14 protein-coding genes, 1 tRNA gene and 2 pseudogenes are annotated in these 21,429 nt (G+C 69.2%); 14 read left to right on the top strand and 3 right to left on the bottom strand.

The window, feature by feature from the left end; all coding sequences use genetic code 11:
- Window positions 1-75 precede the first annotated feature (75 nt).
- The 5 genes and pseudogenes from HUW62_RS07325 (at window position 76) to HUW62_RS07310 (ending at window position 5,461) form a co-directional block, all read left to right on the top strand.
- Entirely contained in the window at window positions 76-1,353 is a 1,278-nt protein-coding gene (locus HUW62_RS07325; protein ID WP_163866895.1) for an aspartate kinase, read from the top strand.
- Between the two features lie 67 nt (window positions 1,354-1,420).
- Window positions 1,421-1,777 carry a helix-hairpin-helix domain-containing protein gene (locus HUW62_RS49615; protein WP_163867073.1) on the top strand — a complete coding sequence of 119 codons (357 nt, stop codon included), beginning with the start codon at window positions 1,421-1,423 and terminating at the stop codon, window positions 1,775-1,777.
- A 9-nt stretch (window positions 1,778-1,786) separates the two neighbouring features.
- Window positions 1,787-1,885, top strand: a pseudogene (locus tag HUW62_RS49900) (zinc-ribbon domain-containing protein); the annotation flags it as partial.
- A gap of 114 nt (window positions 1,886-1,999) precedes the next feature.
- Complete coding sequence (locus tag HUW62_RS07315; protein ID WP_255203293.1) at window positions 2,000-4,108, top strand: hypothetical protein; 2,109 nt, start codon at window positions 2,000-2,002, stop codon at window positions 4,106-4,108.
- A gap of 168 nt (window positions 4,109-4,276) precedes the next feature.
- Window positions 4,277-5,461 carry a glycosyltransferase family 2 protein gene (locus HUW62_RS07310; RefSeq protein WP_176433989.1) on the top strand — a complete coding sequence of 395 codons (1,185 nt, stop codon included), beginning with the start codon at window positions 4,277-4,279 and terminating at the stop codon, window positions 5,459-5,461.
- Window positions 5,462-5,536: 75 nt separating this feature from the next.
- Here HUW62_RS07310 and HUW62_RS07305 read toward each other — a convergent pair whose 3' ends face one another.
- Window positions 5,537-6,412 carry a CHAP domain-containing protein gene (locus tag HUW62_RS07305; protein ID WP_163866898.1) on the bottom strand — a complete coding sequence of 292 codons (876 nt, stop codon included), beginning with the start codon at window positions 6,410-6,412 and terminating at the stop codon, window positions 5,537-5,539.
- Between the two features lie 136 nt (window positions 6,413-6,548).
- Here HUW62_RS07305 and HUW62_RS07300 point away from each other — a divergent pair, with 136 nt between their 5' ends.
- The 6 genes from HUW62_RS07300 (at window position 6,549) to HUW62_RS07275 (ending at window position 12,955) form a co-directional block, all read left to right on the top strand.
- Window positions 6,549-8,243 (top strand): HEAT repeat domain-containing protein, encoded by a 1,695-nt coding sequence (locus tag HUW62_RS07300; RefSeq protein WP_163866899.1) that lies wholly within the window; start codon window positions 6,549-6,551, stop codon window positions 8,241-8,243.
- Window positions 8,244-8,296: 53 nt separating this feature from the next.
- Window positions 8,297-10,378 (top strand): ATP-dependent helicase, encoded by a 2,082-nt coding sequence (locus HUW62_RS07295; RefSeq protein ID WP_176433988.1) that lies wholly within the window; start codon window positions 8,297-8,299, stop codon window positions 10,376-10,378.
- Window positions 10,379-10,468: 90 nt separating this feature from the next.
- Window positions 10,469-12,091, top strand: a complete 1,623-nt coding sequence (locus tag HUW62_RS07290; RefSeq protein WP_163866901.1) for an Hsp70 family protein — start codon at window positions 10,469-10,471, stop codon at window positions 12,089-12,091.
- 6 nt (window positions 12,092-12,097) lie between these two features.
- On the top strand, window positions 12,098-12,523 hold the full coding sequence (locus HUW62_RS07285) for a hypothetical protein (protein WP_163866902.1): 426 nt from the start codon (window positions 12,098-12,100) through the stop codon (window positions 12,521-12,523).
- 16 nt (window positions 12,524-12,539) lie between these two features.
- Window positions 12,540-12,809, top strand: coding sequence for a hypothetical protein (locus tag HUW62_RS07280; RefSeq protein WP_163866903.1), 270 nt, complete (start codon window positions 12,540-12,542; stop codon window positions 12,807-12,809).
- Between the two features lie 74 nt (window positions 12,810-12,883).
- Window positions 12,884-12,955 (top strand) — tRNA-Val (locus HUW62_RS07275).
- 141 nt (window positions 12,956-13,096) lie between these two features.
- Here the strand turns inward: HUW62_RS07275 and HUW62_RS07270 are convergent.
- The gene (locus tag HUW62_RS07270) at window positions 13,097-14,083 is read right to left on the bottom strand and encodes a TerC family protein (RefSeq protein WP_176433987.1); all 987 of its coding nucleotides are present in this window, start codon (window positions 14,081-14,083) and stop codon (window positions 13,097-13,099) included.
- 352 nt (window positions 14,084-14,435) lie between these two features.
- Between HUW62_RS07270 and HUW62_RS07265 the strand changes: the two genes are divergently transcribed.
- The gene (locus tag HUW62_RS07265) at window positions 14,436-15,473 is read left to right on the top strand and encodes a carbohydrate-binding protein (protein ID WP_176433986.1); all 1,038 of its coding nucleotides are present in this window, start codon (window positions 14,436-14,438) and stop codon (window positions 15,471-15,473) included.
- Between the two features lie 239 nt (window positions 15,474-15,712).
- Entirely contained in the window at window positions 15,713-17,329 is a 1,617-nt protein-coding gene (locus HUW62_RS07260) for a Rieske 2Fe-2S domain-containing protein (RefSeq protein ID WP_176433985.1), read from the top strand.
- 1 nt (window position 17,330) lies between these two features.
- Here HUW62_RS07260 and HUW62_RS07255 read toward each other — a convergent pair whose 3' ends face one another.
- Window positions 17,331-20,495 (bottom strand): LamG-like jellyroll fold domain-containing protein, encoded by a 3,165-nt coding sequence (locus HUW62_RS07255; protein WP_176433984.1) that lies wholly within the window; start codon window positions 20,493-20,495, stop codon window positions 17,331-17,333.
- Window positions 20,496-20,676: 181 nt separating this feature from the next.
- Here HUW62_RS07255 and HUW62_RS07250 point away from each other — a divergent pair.
- Window positions 20,677-21,429: pseudogene (locus HUW62_RS07250) on the top strand (hypothetical protein); the annotation flags it as partial.

Below are 21,429 nucleotides of genomic sequence, written 5' to 3'. Positions count from 1 at the left end.
TTCCGCAGCGGGGCTTTACACCCGGGAGCCGTGCTCGTATAGCTCCGCCGACTGAAGAGGGAGGTCACGGACTCCGTGGCGCTGATCGTCCAGAAGTATGGCGGTACCTCCGTGGGTGACACCGAGCGGATGAAGAACGTCGCTCGCCGCTGTCTGGCCGCGCAGGGTGCGGGGCATGACGTGGTGGTGGTCGTCTCCGCGATGTCGGGAGAGACCAACCGGTTGCTCAAGCTCGTGGCGCAGATCACCGACCGGCCAGACGAGCGGGAGCAGGACGTGGTGGTGGCCACCGGCGAGCAGGTCACCATCGGCCTCGTCGCCATGGCCATCCATGCGCAGGGCGGTAAAGCGACGAGCTTCCTGGGGCATCAGGTGCGCATCGTCACCGACAGCACCTTCTCCAAGGCGCGAATCAAGAGCATCGACGCGCAGCCCATCCGCGCGGCCCTGTCCAAGGGCCACATCGTGGTGGTGGCGGGCTTCCAGGGCGTGGACGATGCGGGCAGCGTCACGACGCTGGGACGCGGCGGCTCGGACACCACGGCGGTGGCGGTGGCGGCGGCGCTCCAGGCGGATGCCTGTGAAATCTATACGGACGTCGACGGCGTCTACACCACGGACCCGAACATGGTCCCCGCCGCGCGCAAGCTGGACCGCATCTCCTACGAGGAGATGCTGGAGCTGGCGAGCGTGGGCGCGAAGGTGTTGCAGATCCGCTCGGTCGAATTCGCCATGAAGTACAAGGTGCCGCTCTGGGTGAAGTCGTCCTTCTCCCAGGACCCGGGCACACTCGTGTGTGAGGAGGACAAGTCCATGGAGGACGTGCTGGTCCGCGGCGTGGCGTATGACCGGAACGAGGCGAAGATCACCGTGTGTGGCGTGCCGGACGTGCCGGGTGTCGCCGCGAAGATCTTCGGGCCGCTCGACGAGAAGAACATCGTGGTGGACCTCATCGTCCAGAACCCGTCGCGGGATGGGCGCACGGACCTGACCTTCACGGTGGGCAAGTCGGACTTCCTCAAGGCGCAGGAGGTCGTGCGCGAGGCGGTGAAGGAGATTCACGCCGCCGGCATCGAGACGGACGAGAACATCGCCAAGGTGTCCATCGTCGGCGTGGGCATGCGCAACCACTCGGGCGTGGCGGCGCGGATGTTCACGGCGTTGTCGTCCGAGGGCATCAACATCCAGATCATCTCCACCTCGGAGATCAAGGTGTCCTGCGTGGTCCACGCCAAGTACACGGAGCTGGCGGTGCGGGCGCTGCACACGGCGTTCGGGCTGGATCAGCCGCTGCCCCCCGAGGGCGTGGCGACCGTGTCCGAGACGGCCGCGCTCAAGGGCGAGAAGGTCTGAGCGGGTGGCTGCGGGGCGCACCGCGGCGCTCGCCGTCGTCGCCCTGTGTGTCATCGGGTTGGGGGCGATGGCTCGCTGGCGTTGGCCGGATTCCGAGCCAGCGCTGGATTGTCCTCCGGAGGCCGTGCGGCTCCGCTCCGACGGTGTGGCCACGTGTGGTGAGGGCGAGGTGCCCACGGGGGCCACGGCGTTGGCGCTGGGGCGGCGGCTGGACTTGAACGCCGCGACGGAGGAGGAGCTGGCGCTGTTGCCGGGAGTGGGCAAGTCCCTGGCACGGGGGCTGGTGGAGGCCCGCGAGGCGGCGGGCGGCTTCGCGAACTGGGACGCCGTGGACGAGGTGCCTGGGGTGGGTGCTGCCCGGTTGAAGACCCTCCAGGCGGCCACGGTGTTGGGGCCGGCTCCGGATGCCGGGCCCGTGTGGTAAGCACGCGGCGTGCAGATCGCCTGCCCTCAGTGCTCGATGCAGTATGTCCTCGACCCCCGCCTGCTGCCGCCAGGAGGGGCTTCGGTCCAGTGCACGCGCTGTGGCCATGTGTTCATGGCGTCGCCGCAGGCGGAGGCTCCGCGTCCTTCACTCGCGGAACCCGGTGGGCCACGCACGCCGAGCGGCTCGTGGCCCTCCGCCCCGACACCCGCGGCCTCGAGCATGCTGCGCACGCAGATCTTCGGTGCCGGTGCGTCCAGTGGAGCGGTGCCGCCCGTTGAGGGCGGGGCTCGCACGGGCGAGGGTCCGCGGGGCGGGGTGCCGAATACGACGCAGACGTTCGGCGCGGTGCCGCCGGTGCGCCAGGGTTCGAGTACGTACACCGCTGTTCCCGATACGACGCAGACGTTCGGAGCGGTGCCTCCGGTGGGCCAGGGGGCGAGCGCTCAGGGCGCGGTGCCGAATACGACGCAGACGTTTGGCGCGGTACCTCCGGTCGCCTCGGATTCAGGGCCGCACGGCGCGGTGCCGAATACAACGCAGACGTTTGGCGCGGTGCCTCCGGTCGCCTCGGGTTCAGGGCGGCACGGTGTGGTGCCGAATACGACGCAGACGTTCGGCGCGGTGCCGCCGGTCGCCTCGGGTTCAGGGCCGCAGGGCGCGGTGCCGAACACGACGCAGACGTTCGGCGCGGTGCCTCCGGTGCGCTCCAGTGCGGGCTCGCAGGGCGCGGTGCCGAACACGACGCAGACATTTGGCGCGGTGCCTCCGGTGCGGTCCGGTTCGGGCTCGCAAGGCGCGGTGCCGAACACGACGCAGACCTTCGGCGCGGTGCCTCGCGTGCGGACGGATTCCGGCCCACAAGGCGCGGTGCCGAACACGACGCAGACGTTCGGCGCGGTGCCTCCCGTGCGGTCCGATTCGGGCTCACAGGGCGTGGTGCCGAACACGACGCAGTCCTTCCAGGTCTTCGGAAACACGAGCCAGGGCAGCTCCGTGCCGCCCACGATTGCTCCGGTGACGGGGAGCCTGAAGCAGCCTGTCGGTGCCACCGAAGGCCTCGCGCCCCTGGGCCGGACGCTGACCTTCGGCGCGGTGGCCGAGCAGTCCGCCCCCACGGGTGACGCGTCCGCGTTCCCCGGCGAGACCCAGACCCGTGTCTACGGAGCGGGCTCGGCGGGCGGCACCCAGAGCTTCGGGGCCGTCGACTCCGACGCGTCACCGGTGGCTCGCAAGACGTCGCTGTATGGGGCTCCCCAGGATTCCGACGGAGGCGTGCGGTTGCCCCCAGAGGAGCTTCCCGGAATCGGTGCCTTCGGAGCGCAAGGGCCCTCGGGTTCCTCCGCCTCGCCGTCGCCGCGACGGCCCAGCGTCTCCCTTCCTCCCGAGCTGCTCGCGGCGGGCCGAGACCGCCCCGAGTCTCCCGGGTTGGAGCCCTCGAGCAGCGCCTCCCGTCTGTGGATCGGCCTGCTGGTGGGGGCGGGAGTGCTCCTGGCGGGCGTGCTCGCCTATCCGGCATGGAGGGACCGCGACGCGAACATGCCCGCGGCGGCGGTGGCCGACAAGGACCGCGCGGTGGCGTCGCTCCGCAAGGATGATGCGGTCTCAAGGGACCAGGCCATCGCGAGCCTCAGGGCCCTGACGGCGACGCATCCCAAGTACACCGAGGCGCAGGCCGAGCTCGTCGGCGCGCTGTCCCTGCGCCTGGGTGAACTCCAGGCGGAGGCGGATCGCCTGCGCATGCGGAACGAACACGTCCAGCGGGAGATCTCCGCCTACCAGAAGAACCAGCTGCCGGTGGACTGGCCCAGTCGGGTCAACGTGCTCCAGGAGGAGAGCGACGGCCTCGCTCGTGTCAGCGCCCCGCTGAGGACGGAGGTCGACAAGCTCCGCAAGGAGCTGGACGTCCTCGCCGCCGCGCTGAAAGCCGCGCCGGAGGTGGAGCCCGCTCCAGCCCTGGCCGCCCGGGTGAAGGCCCTGGCCCTGCACGCGGGCGTGACGGCGGCGCCGGACGCCCTGGCCCTGGCGGAGCGCCTGCGCAACGTGGAGAGCGCTCCGAAAATCTGGAGCACGGTGGCACGGGCCGAGTACGTGCTCAGCTCCGGTTCTCCTCCGGACTCCGTGGCGCAGTCCGCGAACGAGCTGGAGAGGCTGCGCCAGGCGGACGGCACGCTCCTGCGCGCCCACGTCCTCGGGGCTCGCCTGGCCCTGCGCATGAAGGACCCGAAGATGGCGCGTTCACTGCTGGACGAAGTGCGGGCCCTCAACCCGAACCATGAGCTGGCGCGCAAGCTGCTCGAGCAGCTCGACAAGGGCGGCTTCCAGCCCTGAAACGACGTCCGTCGTGTCCACCGTGAGGCTGGAGAAAGTCCAGTCCCACCGTGGCGTTGATCCTCATCCCGCCGGGTTTCCACGGGCGGAACGCGCGGCGGTGCGCGGGGCATGCCTCTTGCTGTCACCCGGGCGGAGTCGGGGACTGGGTCTTGGGAGGCATGGTCGATGGCGGAGGTCTTCTTCTGGTGTTCCGCGCTGCTGCTGGCGCACACGTACTTTCTCTACCCATTGAGCCTGTTCGTGCTGGATGGCGCCGCGCAGGTGGCGCGCAACGTCCGGTCGATGCGGGGAGGGGAGCCTCGTCGGAGCCTTGTGGCCGCTCGAGGGCCGCCTCCCTCGGTGAGCCTCGTCGTGGCCGCGTACAACGAGGTGACCTGCATCGAGCAGAAGCTGGAGAACAGCCTCGCGCTCGACTATCCGGCGGACCGCTTCGAGGTGGTGATTGGCTCGGACGGCTCCACGGATGGAACCAACGAGCGGGTGCTCCAGTGCCATGATGAGCGGGTGCGGTTGTCGCCGGCGCCGCGCGCGGGCAAGACGACGGTGCTCAACCGCTGCATCCCGACGGCGAAGGGCGACATCGTGGTCCTCTCGGACGCGAACACGATGATTGAGCCGGAGGCCATCCAGAAGCTGGTGCGCCACTTCGAGGATCCGGAGGTCGGCGCCGTCTGCGGCAAGCTGCGGCTCTACAATCCGACGAAACAGGACTACGAGGAGAGCGCGTACTGGAGCTACGAGTCCCTCATCAAGATGTACGAGGGGCGCCGGGGCGCGGTGGTGGGGGCCAACGGTGGCCTGTACGCCATCCGTCGCACGCTGTTCACGGAGCTGCCCGCGTCCACCATCGTCGACGACTTCGTCATCCCGCTGCGCATCCTGGAGAAGGGCTACAAGGTCTCGTACGAGGAAGAGGCCGTCGCCCACGAGGAGACGACGGAGGACTACGGCAAGGAGTTCGGCCGCCGCGCGCGAATCGCCGCGGGCAACTTCCAGAGCCTCCGCATGGTGCCGGGCCTGCTGCTGCCCACCGCGGGCTTCCCCGCGTTCGCGTTCTGGTCCCACAAGCTCTTGCGCTGGTGCGCGCCCGCGCTGATGGGACTGGCTTTGATTGCCAACCTGTTCCTGCTCGACAGCGTGTTCTACCGCTTCACCCTCCTGGGGCAGGGGCTGTTCTACGCCCTGGCGTACCTGGGGAAGGTGGGGGTGCTGAAGCGTGGCGCGGTGAAGCGGGTCGCCTCCGTGGCCTACTACTTCACCACCATGAACCTGGCCATCGTCGTGGGCTTCTGGCGCTTCCTGCGCAACTCGCAGCGCGCCGCGTGGGACCGCACCGCTCGCGCGTCCTGAGTCACGCGCACGTCGTGCGTCCCGGCGCTCGGTCCCTCTGGGGGCCGGGCGCTTCTTCTTTCCACCGCCTGCCGTCTACCGAAGAGAAGCGACGGGGACGGGCGCGGCCTTCTTCGCCGCCGGGCTCGGGGGCAGCACGCTGCCGAACGAGGCGAAGAGCTGACCGGTGAGGACCGGGTCCTTGTTCGGGCCGGCGTGGCGAAGCAAGTCATTGAGCACCTCCCCCGTCTTCGGATCTCTCGGCAGGTGGGGGCGGGCCAGGTTCATCCGGTAGCGCACGACGCCCCGGCGCACGCGGTGGATGACGGTGACGGTGCCCTGGGCGTCCACCGAGTCGACGATGCCCACGTGCGTGAGGCCGTCGTTGCGGCGGCCGTCGCGGTTCTGGTCATACGTCTCGTTGAAGAAGACCAGGTCTCCAGGCACCGGGCGCCCCTCCGTGTACACGCGGCCATTCGCGCGGGCGTAGCGGTAGAGGGCGGTGACGCCGTTGTCGCCGGGCTTGAGCGTCCCCCGGAAGGACAGCCCCGCCTGGGCATGGACGCCCTCGATGAGTCCCGTGCAGTCCGCCGGGTACTTGCGCCCGTCGAGCGTCACCTGCGGCTTGCCCACCAGCGAGCGGGCCGCGGCGAGCACCTTCGCGCGCGCATCCGCGGAGACGGGCCTGGCGTGGGTGCTCGCCTGCGTGGTGGCGGGCTTGCCCGGCTTGTCCTTCGACGGACGCGCGGCGGTGGCGCGCGGGGGCGTGCGCTTCGCGGGGGTGGCCTTGCGCTCGGCTGTCTGGGCCTTGGGCGCCACGGGGCTGGAGAGCGACTCCCGGGGAAACGCGGGCGGGGACGCGGAGCGGTAGCGCACGGCGTAGGAGTCCAGCCACGGCTCCAGCCGGTTCGACGGGGTGGCGCAGCCCGTCGCCGCCATCGCGAGCATTCCCATCAGCGTGAGCCACCGCATGCGCGACCTCCCTGTAGCGTCCTGAGGCACCCATGGTCGCCCCGGTGGTTTGTGTCGTCAAAAAACCTACCCAGGCAACCGTCCGTGGCGGCTCGGGTTTCCGGGGGGGCCGGGGTGCGGTATTGCTGCGAGGAGAATGGTCGCCCTTCGCCGAGCCCTCGCCGTCCTCCTGCTGGCCGCTGCTGGCTGTCTGCCGTCGCCGTATGACCGCGCCGCAAGGACTGACACCGTGGAGGGCTACCGCGCCTTCCTGCGTGACAACCCGACCCACCCGGACGCGGACGCCGCCGAGTCACGGCTGGAGGAGCTGGAGTTCGAGGACGCGAAGAAGCTGCACACGGTGCTCGCCTACAAGCGCTTCCTGGAGGTGTATCCGGACGCGCCGCATACGCGCACCGCGAAGACGCTGCTGGAGGGCCTGCGCTTCAACGCCGCGAAGGAGGCCGCCACGGTGGCCGCGTGGCGCCAGTTCCTCCAGGAGCACCCGGACGGCCTGCAGCGCGACGAGGCGCGGCGGCTGATGGCGGAGGTGGAGACGCAGGAGCTGGCGACGACGCAGGACCCTCGGCGCCTGGCCGAGTACCTGCGCGAGAAGCCGGATGATCCGCGCCGCCTGGAAGTGGAGTCGCGGCTGGACGGACAGGCCTTCGAGCAGGCCAAGGCCGGCGGCGCGGCGAAGCTGTTCGCGTACCTCAAGGACTTCGCGGCCGGCGCGCACCGCGAGGAGGCGCGCACCCTCCTGCTGGAGCTGGAGGTCGAAGGGCTGCTCGTCTCGGGGCTCGTGGACGAGGCGGAGGCGCGGGTGAAGGCGCATCCCCTGGGGCCCAAGCTCACCGGCTTCCCGGCGCGGCTGGCTCGCGCCCGGACGGAGCGGGCGGCGCTGGCCCAGCCGGAGCCGCTGGTGCAGGCGTCGTACGTGGGGCACTACCTGCGGGACTTGGAGGACCTGAAGCGCGCGATGGTGGCGCCGGATGCGTTGGACCGGTGGCAGGCCGCGGAGGAGATGGGCCAGCACGTGTCGGTGCGCGCGTTGGACCCGTTGCTGGACGCGCTGCGCTCCGCGCGCAATCCGCTCATCCGCCAGAACGCGCTGGAGTCGCTGCGCACGGTGCTCTCCTCTCTGCCGCGTCCGGTGGCCGAGTACGAGGTGGCCTCGCGCCTGGATGCCCTGCGTGAGCGGGCCAGCAGCGCGGAGATGTACCTCACGGTGGCGGTGCTGCTGGACCTCTCCGGTCAGCTCGGTCAGGCGTCCACCGAGTACCAGCGCGCCTTCGACTCCGGCGTGCCGGACCCCGTCGTCCTGAGGCGCTGGGCGGACATCCGCGAGGCGCGCAAGCAGCCCTTCTCCGCGGCGGTGGCCGCGCGGCAGCTCGCGGTATGGGCGCTGGGCGTGGCGCGCGAGGAGACGGTGACGGCCGAGGGCCGCGTGCCCCTGGCGTCCGCGCGGCAGCTCTGCGCGGCGGCCGTCAACGCGCGCTTCGCCGCCGGAGTCATCGCCCGGGCCCGCGCGGCGTCCAGCGAGTTCCCCGAGGACCTGGCTGAGTTCGAGCGCCGGGCCGAGGAGGCGCGGCGGCTGACCGAGGCGCGGCTGGCGGACGCGGAGCTGATGCTGCGCGAGCAGAGCCCGGGCATCCGCACCTGCTCGGACCGGGGCGTCGCCGAGCGACTGGAGGGTGGGGTGAAGGATCGCACCGCCGCGCTGGCGTCCGTGGGCACGAAGCTGCCGCAGCTGGGGCGGCTGCTCCTGGAGCTGGCGCGGGAGAGAGACCCCTCGCCCCAGGTCCGCGAGGCCGCCTCCGCGCGGCTGACGGCGCTCAAGCCCGTGCCCTGAAGCGACTGATCCGTTCGTCCCTGGAGGGCGGGGCGGTTAGAGTTCGCCGCCCCATGGCCTCCCTCCCCATCCCTCGGACAGTCGCTCCGACGAGCGCCTCGTCGCGCATCGACTACGCCGGCCTGCTCAACGAGGAGCAGCTCCGGGCGGTGGAGGCGGAGGCCGGGCCCGTGCTGGTCATCGCCGGGGCGGGCTCCGGCAAGACGCGCACGCTCACCTTCCGGGTGGCCCGCCTGCTGGAGCGGGGCGTCGCGCCGGAAAACCTCCTGCTGCTGACCTTCACCAACAAGGCCGCGCGGGAGATGACCCGGCGCGTGGCGGACCTGGCGGGCTCCTTCGCGGACGTGCGGCGCATCCTCGGTGGGACCTTCCACCACGCGGCGCACCTGCTCCTGCGCCAGCATGCGGGAGTGCTGGGCTACTCGGACCGCTTCACGGTGTTGGACCGGGAGGACGCCCGGGACTTGATGGTCACCTGCCTGGCCGAGCGCAAGCTCAAGAGCGACAAGCGCTTCCCCCGGCCGGAGCTGGTGTTGGAGCTGGTGTCGCTGGCCACCAACCTCCAGCAGGCCGTCTCCGAGGTGCTCTTCGACCGGAGGCCCCAGTTCCTGCCCCTGGCTCCGGAGATTCTCGCGACGGCGGCGCGCTACCGGCAGCGCAAGGCGCAGCTGCACCTGATGGACTTCGATGACCTGCTGCTCAACCTGAAGCGGCTGCTCACCGAGCACTCCGCGGTGCGTGAGCAGCTCACCGAACGCTTCCACACCGTCCTCGTGGACGAGTACCAGGACACCAACAAGCTCCAGGGAGAGATTGTCGATCTGCTCGCCGGAGAGCGCCGTGACTTGACGGTGGTGGGGGACGACTGCCAGTCCATCTACAGCTTCCGGGGCGCGGACTTCTCCAACATCATCGGCTTCCCCGAACGCCATCCCGGCTGCGCTGTCTTCACGCTCACGCGCAACTACCGCTCCACCCCGGAGGTCCTCCAGCTCGCCAACGCGGCCATCGCCCGGAACGAGCGGCAGTTCCCCAAGGCGCTCGTCGCGGAGCGTCCCCCCGGTGCGCGCCCCATCGTCGTCCCCGCGCTCGACGCCGCCGACCAGGCCCACTGGGTGGCGAGCCGCATCCAGGAACTGCGCGACGGAGGCCTGCCGCTGGAGTCGATGGCCGTCCTCTATCGCGCGCACAACCACTCGCTGGAGCTGCAACTGGAGCTGACGCGCCGGGGCCTGCCGTTCCGCGTGCGCTCCGGGGTGCGCTTCTTCGAGCAGCCCCATGTCAAGGATGTGCTGGCGCACCTGCGACTGGTGAACAACCCCGGCGACGAGCTCGCCTTCAAGCGGGTGGTGCGCGCGGTGCCCGGGGTGGGGCCGATGACGGCGGAGCACCTGTGGACGTCCCTGCGGGCGCTGCCGGAGGGGTTGTCCCTGGCGGAGGGCCTGGAGCGCGACGAGGTCCGCACCCACCTGTCGCGCAAGTCGAAGCCGGGCTTCGAGCGCTTCGCGAAGTTGATGGGTCTGCTCGGACGTCCCGAGGCCGCCGCCGACCCGGGTCGCCTCATCGAGGACGTGCTGGAGGGCGGGTACGCGGAGGTGCTCGCGGCGGAGTCCTCCCTCGAGGAGGGCCGGGAGGACGACCTGCGCCAGCTCGCCGAGTACGCGCGCCGGTTCGAGGACCTGCCCCGCTTCCTGTCGGAGCTGGCCCTGGTCGCGGAGTTCGCCGCGAAGGAGGCCCTGGGGGCCGAGGCCGCCGGGGACGTCCTGACACTCACCACCGTCCATCAGGCCAAGGGGCTGGAGTGGCGCGCCGTCTTCGTCCTCTGGCTGGTGGACGGGCGCTTCCCCATGTCCCAGGCCGCTCGCTCGGTGGAGGAGGAAGAGGAGGAGCGGCGCCTCTTCTATGTCGCCACCACCCGGGCGCGGGACTCCCTGGCGCTGGTGTACCCCCTGTCCGTGCTGCCCCGGGAGGGAGACCGCATCCTCTTGAGGCCGTCCCGGTTCCTGGAAGAGCTGCCAGCCGGGGAGGGGTCTCCCTATGATCGGCTGGTCCTGGCGTCCGCCGAGGGGGTCCTGGGCGGACTCCCCCTGGGGTCGCCTGGCCCGGGGCCGACGGGGTCCGAATCAGGGGACTGAGTCGGACGCCCAGAAACGCGCGCGCGAAGTCGCGACGTGATACAGAGTGGGACGAGGGCGTGCGTCTTGTGACCCGCGCCTGTGAACTTCATGGCGGACAGACCTCGCATCGTCGGGATTGACCTGGGCACCACCAACACGCTGGTGGCGTCCGTGCGCAACCGCATCCCGAAGATTGTCCCCACGGATCGCGGCAATCTCATCCTCCCCTCCGTCGTCGCCCTGTCGTCCAAGGGCGACCTGCTGGTGGGAGGCGTGGCCAAGGACCAGATGGTCACCAACCCCCGCAATACGCTGTGGGGGACCAAGCGGCTCATCGGACGGAAGTACCATTCCAAATCCGTGGAAGACCTCCGCGGTGCCTTCCCGTACGACATCGTCGAGGGCCCCGGTGGCGACGCCGCGGTGATGATGGGTGGCAAGCTCTACTCGCTGCCCCAGGTCTCCAGCTTCGTGCTGTCCCAGCTGAAGACCATCGCCGAGCAGTTCCTGGGCGGCCCCATCGACGCGGCCGTCATCTCCGTCCCGGCCTACTACAACGACAACCAGCGCCAGGCGGTGAAGGAGGCGGGCCGGCTGGCCGGCTTCGACGTCAAGCGCATCGTCAACGAGCCGACGGCGGCGGCGCTGGCCTACGGCTTCAACCGGGGCCTGGACCAGAAGATCCTCGTCTATGACCTGGGCGGCGGCACCTTCGACGTGTCCGTGCTGCACCTGTCCGGCAACGTCTTCGAGGTGCTCGCCACGGGCGGCGACTCCTTCCTGGGTGGCGCGGACTTCGACAACCGCATCATGGAGTACGTGCTGGAGCGGTTCCGCGAGGAGGCGAAGATCGACCTCGCCGAGAACACCATCGCGCTCCAGCGCATCAAGAACGCCGCCGAGGCGGCGAAGATCGACCTGACGCTCATCCCCAACGTCGTCATCGACCTGCCCTTCATCGACGAGCGCAAGGGCAAGCCGTTGGACCTGCGCATCCCCCTGACGCGCGAGTTCCTCAACAGCCTCACCGGCGACCTGGTGGACCGGACGTTCGAAATCTGTGATCGCGTCCTGGCGGAGAAGGGCATCGCCCGCTCGGAGATCGACGAGATCATCCTCGTCGGCGGACAGAGCCGGATGCCGCTGGTGCAGCAGAAGATCCAGGCGCACTTCGGCAAGCCGCCCCGCAAGGGCGTGCACCCCGACGAGTGCGTGGCCCTGGGCGCGGCGCTCTTGGGCGACTCGCTGGGCAGCATCGACGCGGTGACGCTGCTGGACGCGCTGTCCATGCCCATCGGCTACGCGCTGCCCAACGGCCGCGTGAAGCGCATCATCGAGAAGAACTCGCTCATCCCCATGGTGAAGAGCTTCCGCCTGCCTCCGCCCAAGGAGCCGAGCGCGCAGTTCATCGAGCTGGACATCTTCCAGGGTGACAGCGACCTGATGGTGGACAACGAGTACCTGGGCACCGTGCGTGTTCCTTCCGCCGCCGCCGGGCGGAAGATCGACTTCCGCCTCACCGAGGAGTGTCTGCTCCAGGTGGAGGTCGAAGAGGCCAGCGGCGTGCCGCGGAAGGTGGACCTGGCCACGCGAGACACCCCGGAGCAGCTCAAGAAGGCGCTCCAGGAGGTCGTCATCAAGCGCGAGAATCAGCCGGTGGCCAGCTCCAGCGGCACCAGCGATGACCGGGGCCTCTTCTCCAGCATCAAGAGCATCTTCCGGAGAGGGTAGTTGGTCATGGCGAAGTTCCCGTCGAAGGAGTGGCTGGACGAAGCGGTCCGGCTCACGAACGAAGATCCCGAGTGCGCCGTGGCCGGCCGAGGCTGGAAGGGCGACTTCGGGGCCATCATCGACGCCGAGCCCGGAAAGCTGGCGAAGTCGTTCGTCATCCACGTCGTCCCCGGTGACTGCCGCATCGAGAAGGCGCGCGTGCTCGCGGACCCGGATGACCTGGACGAGCTGGAGCCGGTGTACCTGGCGCGTGCGCCGTACACCGTCTGGAAGCAGCTGCTCCTGGGCACGTTGGATCCGGTGGAGGCGGTGCTCAAGCGCCGCATCTCCATGAAGGGCGACCTGCAGCCGCTCATCGAGCGCATGAAGTACAAGGGCATCGCGGACCGCGTCTTCGCGAAGCTGCAGACGCAGTTCGTCGACGAGCCGTAAGGCCGGGGGGACAATCATGGGTATCCGCGACGACTTGAAGAAGCAGGCGTTGGAGCTCTCCAGCAAGGCGGTGGAGAAGCTGATGGCCGACGAGAAGCGGGCCATGGCCATCGCCAACGCCATTGGCAAGGCTCAGCGCGGGAAGCAGGCGCTGGACAAGGGCCAGGAGGGCCTGATGAAGGCGTTCCACTTCGCGCCGCGCAGCGAGTTCAAGGCCGTGGGCAAGCAGCTCTCCGGCCTCAAGCGTCGACTGCGTGAACTGGAAGAAAAGCTGGATGGCTTGTAGTTGAAATTGCGTTGACACCCACGGGGGCAGATGGCATTTACCCCCTCGTCGCGTCTCGGTCGCACACGAAGCGCGGGCGCATAGCTCAGTGGTAGAGCACTGCCTTCACACGGCAGGGGTCGCAGGTTCAAGCCCTGCTGCGCCCAACAGAAGAGGCCGTGAATCCAAGGGGAAACCCAAGGGTTCACGGCCTCTTCGCTTTTCGGCTCAGGCAGTGCCGGAGGTCTCTCTGGAGCGTCGGTTCGGCGCGCCTGGAGTCGACTCCCAGGCGCGCCGCGAGGCGGGCTTCAGCTCTCCGACGGCTTGGCGAGCGGCTCGGCGCCGGGCGCCACGGGCGCGTGCGGCGGCGTGTGTCGCGACTTGATGAGCGACGCGACGATGCTGGCCCCCAGCAGGCCGGCGATGACGCCCAGGGACACCGCGGGGTGGATCTTCACGAAGTCGATGATGGCCATCTTCGTGCCCACGAAGATGAGCACGCCCGCCAGGCCCACCTTCAGGTAGCTGAACTTCTCCACCGCGCCGGCCAGGAGGAAGAACAGCGACCGCAGGCCGAGGATGGCGAAGATGTTGGACGTGAAGACGATGAATGGATCCCGCGTGACGGCGAAGATTGCGGGGATGGAGTCGAGCGCGAAGAGGATGTCCGACGCCTCCACCAGGATGAGCGCCATGAGCAGCGGCGTGGCCAGCTTGCGGCCGTTCTCCATGGTGAAGAAGTGGTGCCCGTCGAAGCGCGTCGTCGAGGGGATGCTCTTTCGGGCCATCCTCATCATCCACCCGTCCTCCGGATGGTCCTCCTTGTTGCGCTGGAAGAAGAGCTTCAGGCCCGTGAGGATGAGGAACGCGCCGAAGACGTAGATGAGCCAGTGGAAGCGCTCCAGCATGGCCACGCCGGCGAAGATCATGATGGCCCGCAGCACCAGCGCGCTGAGGATGCCCCAGAAGAGCACCCGGTGCTGGTACAGCGCGGGGATGCGCAGCGCGGAGAAGATGACGACGAAGACGAAGATGTTGTCGACGGAGAGCGACTTCTCGATGAGGTAGCCGGTGAGGAACTCCACCGCTGGACCTCCGCCGAACTTCCACCACAGCCCCGCGTTGAACACGAGCGCCAGGCTGATCCACACCGAGCTCCAGCCCAGCGCCTCCTTGAATCCGACCGCGTGGGCCTTCCGGTGGAAGACGCCCAGGTCGAGGGCGAGCATGGCGATGACGAAGGCAATGAAGCCGCCCCACAGGGCGGGACTGCCGACGGTTTGTAAGGGTTCCATAGGTGGATTTCAGATAAGAGCGCCCGCTCTCTTCGACAAATAGGGATTACGGCTGCTCTCCATCCAGAAAACCGAAGTGAAGCTTCGGGAGCGGATGGAGGCCTGTCCCGGGAGGGGCCGGCCCGAGGAGGGCTGGTGCGGGCGACACTGGCTGGGGAAGGGTTGCGGGACGTGGTGGGTTTCGGCCCGTCCGGTTGGAATTCGACAGTCACCGGGCCACTGAGACCAACCAGGCGTCGGCGCTCGGAGGCATTCCTGGCCTCCGGGGCGGTGGGCGCGGCGAGGGCTCGCAGGGCGATCGGCGTCCGCGGCTCCTGTCACTCGAGTGGCCCCTCGAAGAAGGACCGCCTTTTTGACCCGGAACCGTCTTCTCTCCTCGATTTGCGGGGCGCTGTTGGCCCTGACCGCCACGGGCTGTGGCGCGGACTCCTCTGGCACGACGTCTCCCGGTGGCACCGAGCCGCCTTCCGAGCAGCCCCAGGTCCCCACGCCGGTGCCAACGCCAGACCCGACGCCCACGCCGGTGCCGACTCCCACGCCTGACCCCACGCCGGTGCCGACGCCAGACCCGACGCCCACGCCCACGCCGGACCCCACGCCCACTCCCGAGCAGCCGGGCGTCGACAAGTTTGGCGTGACGATGCTCTATCCCTCCGAGTCAGGGGGCGAGGCCTGGGCGCTGGCGGACAACCCGACGTCGGACTCGCGGTTCGATCCGCAGGGCACCGTCACCCGCAACGCGGATGGCTCCTGGAAGATGAAGAGCGGCCAGGTGCGCATGGGCGTCAGCACGTCGACGGGGTACTCGGCGGCGAAGATTCCCACCTATGACAGGGATGTGCTGGCGAGCCGGGGCTACATGCAGGCGGCCAATGACTGGCGCAACGTGGAGATGACGGGCTTCGTGAAGCTCAACTCCGCGTCGGACGGCTCCGACAACTTCGACTGGTACGCGCGCGGCGGCAAGCACAACGACAGCAGCTCCGGCTGCGAGGGCAGCAGCTACAAGGGTGGCTTGCACTACGACGGCCGCGCGCGCTGGCAGAAGGAGACGTGGCACGTGTCCTACGAGCAGGCGCCGTACAAGCCGGCCACGTCCCCGTTGAAGGGCCGCTGGGTGGGCTTCAAGGCGGTGATGCGCAACACCCCCGTGAGCGGCAAGGAAGCCGTGAAGCTGGAGCTGTACGTCAACGAGAACGCGGACAAGGTGACGTGGAAGAAGGTCCACGACATGGTCGACGCGGGGGACTGGGGCGGTGACGCGCAGCACTGCGGCGGAACTGTCGGTGCCATGCCGATTACGTGGGGCGGCCCCATCGCCACGTTCCGCTGGGACAACGCGGAGGACGTGGACTTCAAGTGGCTGACCGTTCGTGAAATCCAGCCGTAGTCGGGGCTGAGTCGCGGACCGTGTGTGCCGGGGCGCGGAGGGCAGAGGCCTTCCGCGCCCTTTTTGTGCGCCGGGCGCGGGCTCGTGTCGCCACGCGAACGAGGAGGGGGACTCCGAGGCAGGTGGCCGGAGTGTCCGGGAGCGCGCAGCCTTCTTCGCACCCCTGCGGGAGCGGGAGGCACATCCGAGCATGTGGGCGCGGCGCGTCGCTGGCCTGCTTCGGGCGAAGGGCGGCGTTGATGCGAATCACCTTCCTGGGCCATGCGGGTTTCGCGGTGGAGACCGAGCGGACCGTCGTCGTCATGGACCCGTGGCTCACCGAGCGGGGAGCCTTCGACTCGGCGTGGATGCAGCTTCCGCGCAACCACCACGTGGCCCCGCGCGTGCGGGAGCTGATGGAGACGCCGGGCCGGGAGCGCTTCCTCTACGTCAGCCACGAGCACAAGGACCACTTCGACCCGGAGTTCCTGGCCACGCTCCAGCGGCGCGACTTCACGGTGGTGATTCCGCGCTTCCTGCGCTCGGAGCTGCAGGACATCTTCGCGAAGTACGGCTGCAAGCGCGTCATCGCCTGCGAGGACGGACGCGAGGTCCCCTTCAAGGGCGGCTACCTCAAGCTCTTCGTGTCGGAGCAGGGCACCAACCGGGACTCGGCCATCATGGTGCGAGGAGACGGCCAGTGCTTCATCAACCTCAACGACTGCAAGCTGCATGACCGCCTGGCGCGCATCACCGAGGAAGAGGGGCCCATCGACATCTTCACGGCCCAGTTCTCCGGCGCCATCTGGCACCCCACCTGTTACGAGTACTCGCCGGAGACCTACGCGGCCATCTCCCTGAAGAAGCGGGAGAGCAAGTTCGAGGCGGTGGCGCGGGCGCTGGAGGTGGTGAAGCCGCGGGCATACCTCGCGTCAGCGGGGCCCGCGTGTTTCCTGGACCCGTCCCTGTTCCACCTCAACTTCGAGAAGGTGAACATCTTCCCCAACGCGACCACGCTGTTCCGCTTCCTGGAGCAGCGCCTGCCGGGGGCCGCGTCGAAGTACCTGGAGCCGATGCCGGGAGACGTGCTGGACGTGGGCTCGCTGGACTTCGTCTCGCTCGAGGCGGAGCGGGTGACGGCGGAGGGCATGGAGGCGTACCTCCGGACGTACGCGGCGGACATGGCGCCGCTGTTCCGGGAGCGGCGCCGCAACATGCTGCGCGCGGAGGCGGATGAGATTCATGCGCGGCTGCGCGTGGAGCTGCAACGCAAGCTGGACCTTTTGGACCTGCACGAGCGCGTGGGCATGCCGCTGTACGTGGAGCTGACGGAGCTTCCAGAACGGTTGCTGCGGGTGGACTTCAAGGGCCGGCGCGTGGACGAAGTCACGGAGGTCCGCGAGACGACGCGCTACGCGATGAAGGTGTCCGCGGCTGACATCGTTCGGGTGTTGGACCGGAAGCTGACGTGGGAGGACTTCCTGCTGTCCTTCCGGTTGCGGCTGAGCCGGTCTCCGGACGTCTACGAGCCCATCCTCCACGGCTTCCTGGGCGTGGAGATTGAAGACATGCGCGCCTTCTGCGAGGGCGTGCGCTCCACGGAGTCCCAGCGCGAGCGGACCGTGGTGACGGTGGGACAGAAGCGCTTCTCCGTGCAGCGCTTCTGTCCGCACCAGGGCGCGGACCTGGCGGAAGGCTGGGTGGAGGAGGGGCGCTACCTCGTCTGCCCTCGCCACCGCTGGCAGTTTGATCTGGAAGACGGTGGGCGCTGCCCGGTGAACGGCTCCACGCTCTGCGCGGAGCCTGTCACCGATACCGTGCCCGAGGAGACGGAGAAGCCCTCCGCCCCCGCGACGGTCATCGAGCCACGCGCGTAGCTCAGGGCTCGAAGCCCGCGCCACCGTTCCACAGGCGCTGGCTCTCGGCCTCGGTCAGCACGCGCTTCCAGTAGCCGACGGCATCCAGCGTGCCGTGCAGGTGGGCGTCCTCGCAGGTGTTGTGGGCGCCCAGGTTCAGATCGCCGGATGTCACCTGGACGCCCGTGGACCAGGGGGCGGACACGACCGTCCCACGGTCCGCCGTCGTCCCCACGCGCAGGTGGATGCTTCCCGCGAGCGCGTCGTGCCAGGCCTCCAGGAAGTAGAACGTGTCCAGGCTCACGGGCGCGGGGTGGATGACGCCGCCCAGCTCTCCAGGGTCCGCGTCTCCGGTGCTCGACACCTGGAACTCGAAGTGCTGAAGCGCGGCGTTGTACCAGACGCGGTACTCGCGTCCGCCGGCCTCGTTGTTCCATTTACCGACGAGGGTCTGGTTGTCGTAGAACGAAGACATCCGCATCCAGCCCGCCCACGTGAAGCTGCCTCGGCCGTGGCTCATGGTGGAGACGTTGGGTCGCCAGAAGTGGTAGCCGTTGGGGCCGTTGATCTGCTGTCCCATGCCCTGGATGGCGGGCACGCGCGTGATTCCGACCGCGTCCTCGGGGAAGGGGCCCACATCCATGCCGCTCGCCGCGTCGACGCGGTCCTCGGTGCCCGTCTCGTCCAGCTTGAAGAACATCACCGCGGACTCGGCCAGCGAGGTCGCCGGGTCCACGGGGACGCGGACGCACGAGGTCAACCCGTACTTGGCCGCGAGGTAGTCCTCGATGGCCTCCCGCTCCGAGGGCGCAAGCGCGCGGTGGTAGACGATGACCTCCGAGATGAGCCCCGCGAACGGATCTCTGGACTGGTCGCTCTGGGCGCCGTCGCTCGCGCCCAGCGTGGACCTCCCGTAGGCGTAGGCGTTCGTCGTGGCGGTGGAGGAGCCCTTCGCGGCGCAGTTGACGAACAGCCGGCTGTTGCTGGATTGAGCCACCGCGCTCAGCACGCGGAGCGCTCCGTCGTGAGCCGTCGTAGGGGAGGACAGGTACAGGCCGCTGCCGTTCGAGTTGGCCTTCACCGTGGGCTTCCCTCCGACGAAGGCCAGGGCGCCGCCGTAGGTGGTGAGGAAGCCCGCGGAGGAGGAGCCGGTGCCCAGCACGTGGCCCTCGGTGTCGTTCGTCTGGAGCACGGCGAAGACGGTGACGGGGAAGTCGCCAGTGGCGAAGGTATTGGCGGTCAGGTCGAGCCGGTCATTGGCGCCGTCGAACTCGACGGCCGAGTGGCCCGCGAGGGCGGAGCGTCGCAGCACGGGCTGGAGTGTCGAGGCCGCCTGGGTGGCATGGTTCGTCTGGCCGGAGGTGTCCGGCCACAGGCCCACCGCCGCGCCATTCGCCCCCTGCAGGTCATCCGCGCGCAGCCACAGCGCGCGTCCGCTGGCGATGACGGCCTCGTCGGCGCAGGTGCTGTTGTCACCTCCGCACACGCCGCATGCATCGATGACGGCGCCGCTGCCTGGCACGCCATCACAGCCTGGAGGAAGGGTGAGGCCCACGCCATACTTCGCGCCGAGGTATTGCTCGATGTGGAGCCGCTCGAACTCGCTGAGCGCGCGCTGGTAGACGATGACCTCGGCCAGCTCACCGGCGAAGGGGTCCTGGGACACGGAGCTGTTGCCGCCATCGCTCGCGCCGAGCGTGGACTTTCCATAGGCGTACGCTCCGAGCGCCGTATACGACAGCCCCGCGACCTGCCCGTTGACGAACAGGCTGCTGGGACCTCCGTGTGCCACGGCGGAGAGCACTCGAGGCTGTCCATCGTGGATGACGGGGCCTTGCAGGAGCAGGCCCGCGCTGTTCGAGTTGGCCTTGAGCGTGGGCTTCCCGGCCGCCAGGGCAAGGCCTCCACCGTAGGTGGTGAGGAAGCCCGCGGATGAGGAGCCCGTCCCCACCAGATGGGCGTTCGCGTCGGTGGTCCGGAGCACCGCGAAGACGGTGAGGGGAAACTGACCGGGCGCGAAGACATTCGTGGTCAGGTCGAGTCGGTCATTGACCCCGTCGAACTGGAGCACCGCGTGGCCGGAGAGCTGGTTCCGCCTCACCACGGGGCGGGCACCGGCGACGCCCTGGAGGGCGTGGTTGCCCAGTCCGGAGGCATCCCGCCAGCTCGCCACGGCCGAGCCCTCCGTCCCGTCCAGGTCATCCGCGCGCAGCCACAGGGCGCGACCGCTGGCGATGACGGCTTCGTCGGCGCAGGTGCTGTTGTCACCTCCGCACACGCCACACGCATCGACGATGGCGTGACTGCCTGGCACGCCGTCACAACCCGGGGGCAGGGTGATGGTGAGCTGATACTGGCTCCCCAGGCACAGCTCCAAGGCGTTGCGCTCCGCGTCGCCCAGCACTCTGTCATAGACGAGCAGCTCCGCCAGTCGACCCGCGAAGGCATCGCGCGAGGCGTTGCTGCTGGCACCGTCGCTGGCGCCCAACGTGGCCTTGCCATAGGCGTAGGTGTTGAGTGCCGCGCTCGACGCGCCCATGGCCTGTCCATTGACGAAGAGGGTGGTGCTCCCGCCTTGCAGGACGGTGGAGAGGAGCCGTGGCTGCCCGTCCGCGATGGAGCCGGGGCTGCTCAGCAGAAGGCCGCTTCCATTCGAATTGGCCTTCACCGTGGGCTGGCCCGCCACCAGCGTGACGCCCTTGCCGTAGGTGGTCAGGAACCCCGCGCTGGACGAGCCGGTGCCCGCCAGGTGGGCCTGCGTGTCATTCGTCTGGACCACCGCGAGCACCGTGAGCGGCGTGTTGCCGGCGAAGAGATTGTGGGTCAGGTCCAGCCGGTCATCGACGCCGTCGAACTCGATGGCGGCCCGCCCGCCAATCGCGCCGTGACGCACCACGGGTCGCAGGCCCGCCGCCGTCTGGACGGCATGAAGGCCTTGTCCGGAGATATCCGCCCAGCTCGCCAGCGGGGCTCCCTCCGCATGGGTGAGCTGACCGGCGCTGAGCCACAAGCGCAGTCCCACGGTCGGGGGCCCGCACTCACTCGACTCCGTGGAGACCCGCGGATTCGCGAGCGATTCGGCGGTGCGTCCGGAGTCCGAGCAGGACCACCAGACCGGACTCAGGAGCAGCACGGCGGCCAGGCATCCGGAGACCGGCGTCACACCGAAGGACAAGAAAGGGCGCATGGCTCGATGCTAGCCTTTCTTTCCAGAAAACAGGAATTCCATGTTCGGGAGGGCTCGCAAGGGATGTCTGTCTATGTCTCGGAATGGAGCCGGGGATTCGCGGAAGCCGGCGGAATTCTCAAGGGCCCAGGCTGAAGAATGCGGAGACCTGGCGCTGTGTGGGCGATACCTTCGGCCCGACATGTCTCGTGCCCCTCAGCCCCCGAAGAAAGTGGACGTCACCCGATTGATGAAGAAGGTGGACGCGCTGCTCGATGAGTCACCGCCTCGATTGGATGACGCGATTCCCCTCCTGCGCCAGGTGCTGGAGGCGGAGCCGGAGCGGCTGATGGCGCTGCATTCGCTGAGCTGGGCGCTGGATGCCTCGCGCCGCGCGGCCCCTCATCACTGGGAGCGGGAGCTGAAGGCGGAGCACTGGAAGGCCAGGGACCGCATCCTCGAGCTGACGCGAGGCACCCGCCCCGGAGGAAAGTTGAGTGATGCCCAGCGGGCGCGCTCCCTGGCCCTGAGCCTCTGGGCGGAGGAGGTCATCCTCGGCGCTCCCACGGACGCCCGACTCGACGCCGTGGAGGCCGCGCTGGAGGAGGCGGAGGGACTTCGCCCGCTGCCCGACCACGGCCGCGCCCGTCGGGGACTCGAGGCCTGGCGCGCCGTGCGACAGGGCCCCGGGAAGGAGGGCTACCCGGTGCTGCTCGCCCAGGTGGAGGCGTCGCCCGAGCAGGGCTTCCTCGACGTGGAGGACGACGGCCCGGAGTGCTTCAGCGGCCTGCAGGGCGCATTCTCCGACGAGGGTTTCGTGGCGTGGCTGCGAAAGCAGAAGCCAGCGGCGCGTCCCAAGGGGAAGAAGGCCAAGGCACTCGACGCTGGAGTCCTGCTCGCGGCGGGACAGGACACCGCCCCGTTCTTCGGCCCGGGTTTCGGAGGAGGGCGGGTG

The sequence above is a fragment of the Myxococcus sp. AM011 genome (assembly GCF_013372595.1).
Taxonomy (GTDB): domain Bacteria; phylum Myxococcota; class Myxococcia; order Myxococcales; family Myxococcaceae; genus Myxococcus; species Myxococcus eversor.
Note: the sequence above shows the minus strand (reverse complement) of the source record. Positions and strands in the feature narration are given on the sequence as shown.

What these genes read in the sequence shown, in the direction of transcription:
- HUW62_RS49615 (WP_163867073.1), top strand. Translation starts at nt 1,421, where the DNA reads ATGGCTCGCTGGCGTTGGCCGGATTCCGAGCCAGCGCTGGATTGTCCT.
- HUW62_RS07315 (WP_255203293.1), top strand. Translation starts at nt 2,000, where the DNA reads ATGCTGCGCACGCAGATCTTCGGTGCCGGTGCGTCCAGTGGAGCGGTG.
- HUW62_RS07310 (WP_176433989.1), top strand. Translation starts at nt 4,277, where the DNA reads ATGGCGGAGGTCTTCTTCTGGTGTTCCGCGCTGCTGCTGGCGCACACG.
- HUW62_RS07305 (WP_163866898.1), bottom strand. Translation starts at nt 6,412, where the DNA reads ATGCGGTGGCTCACGCTGATGGGAATGCTCGCGATGGCGGCGACGGGC.
- HUW62_RS07300 (WP_163866899.1), top strand. Translation starts at nt 6,549, where the DNA reads ATGGTCGCCCTTCGCCGAGCCCTCGCCGTCCTCCTGCTGGCCGCTGCT.
- HUW62_RS07295 (WP_176433988.1), top strand. Translation starts at nt 8,297, where the DNA reads ATGGCCTCCCTCCCCATCCCTCGGACAGTCGCTCCGACGAGCGCCTCG.
- HUW62_RS07290 (WP_163866901.1), top strand. Translation starts at nt 10,469, where the DNA reads ATGGCGGACAGACCTCGCATCGTCGGGATTGACCTGGGCACCACCAAC.
- HUW62_RS07285 (WP_163866902.1), top strand. Translation starts at nt 12,098, where the DNA reads ATGGCGAAGTTCCCGTCGAAGGAGTGGCTGGACGAAGCGGTCCGGCTC.
- HUW62_RS07280 (WP_163866903.1), top strand. Translation starts at nt 12,540, where the DNA reads ATGGGTATCCGCGACGACTTGAAGAAGCAGGCGTTGGAGCTCTCCAGC.
- HUW62_RS07270 (WP_176433987.1), bottom strand. Translation starts at nt 14,083, where the DNA reads ATGGAACCCTTACAAACCGTCGGCAGTCCCGCCCTGTGGGGCGGCTTC.
- HUW62_RS07260 (WP_176433985.1), top strand. Translation starts at nt 15,713, where the DNA reads ATGCGAATCACCTTCCTGGGCCATGCGGGTTTCGCGGTGGAGACCGAG.
- HUW62_RS07255 (WP_176433984.1), bottom strand. Translation starts at nt 20,495, where the DNA reads ATGCGCCCTTTCTTGTCCTTCGGTGTGACGCCGGTCTCCGGATGCCTG.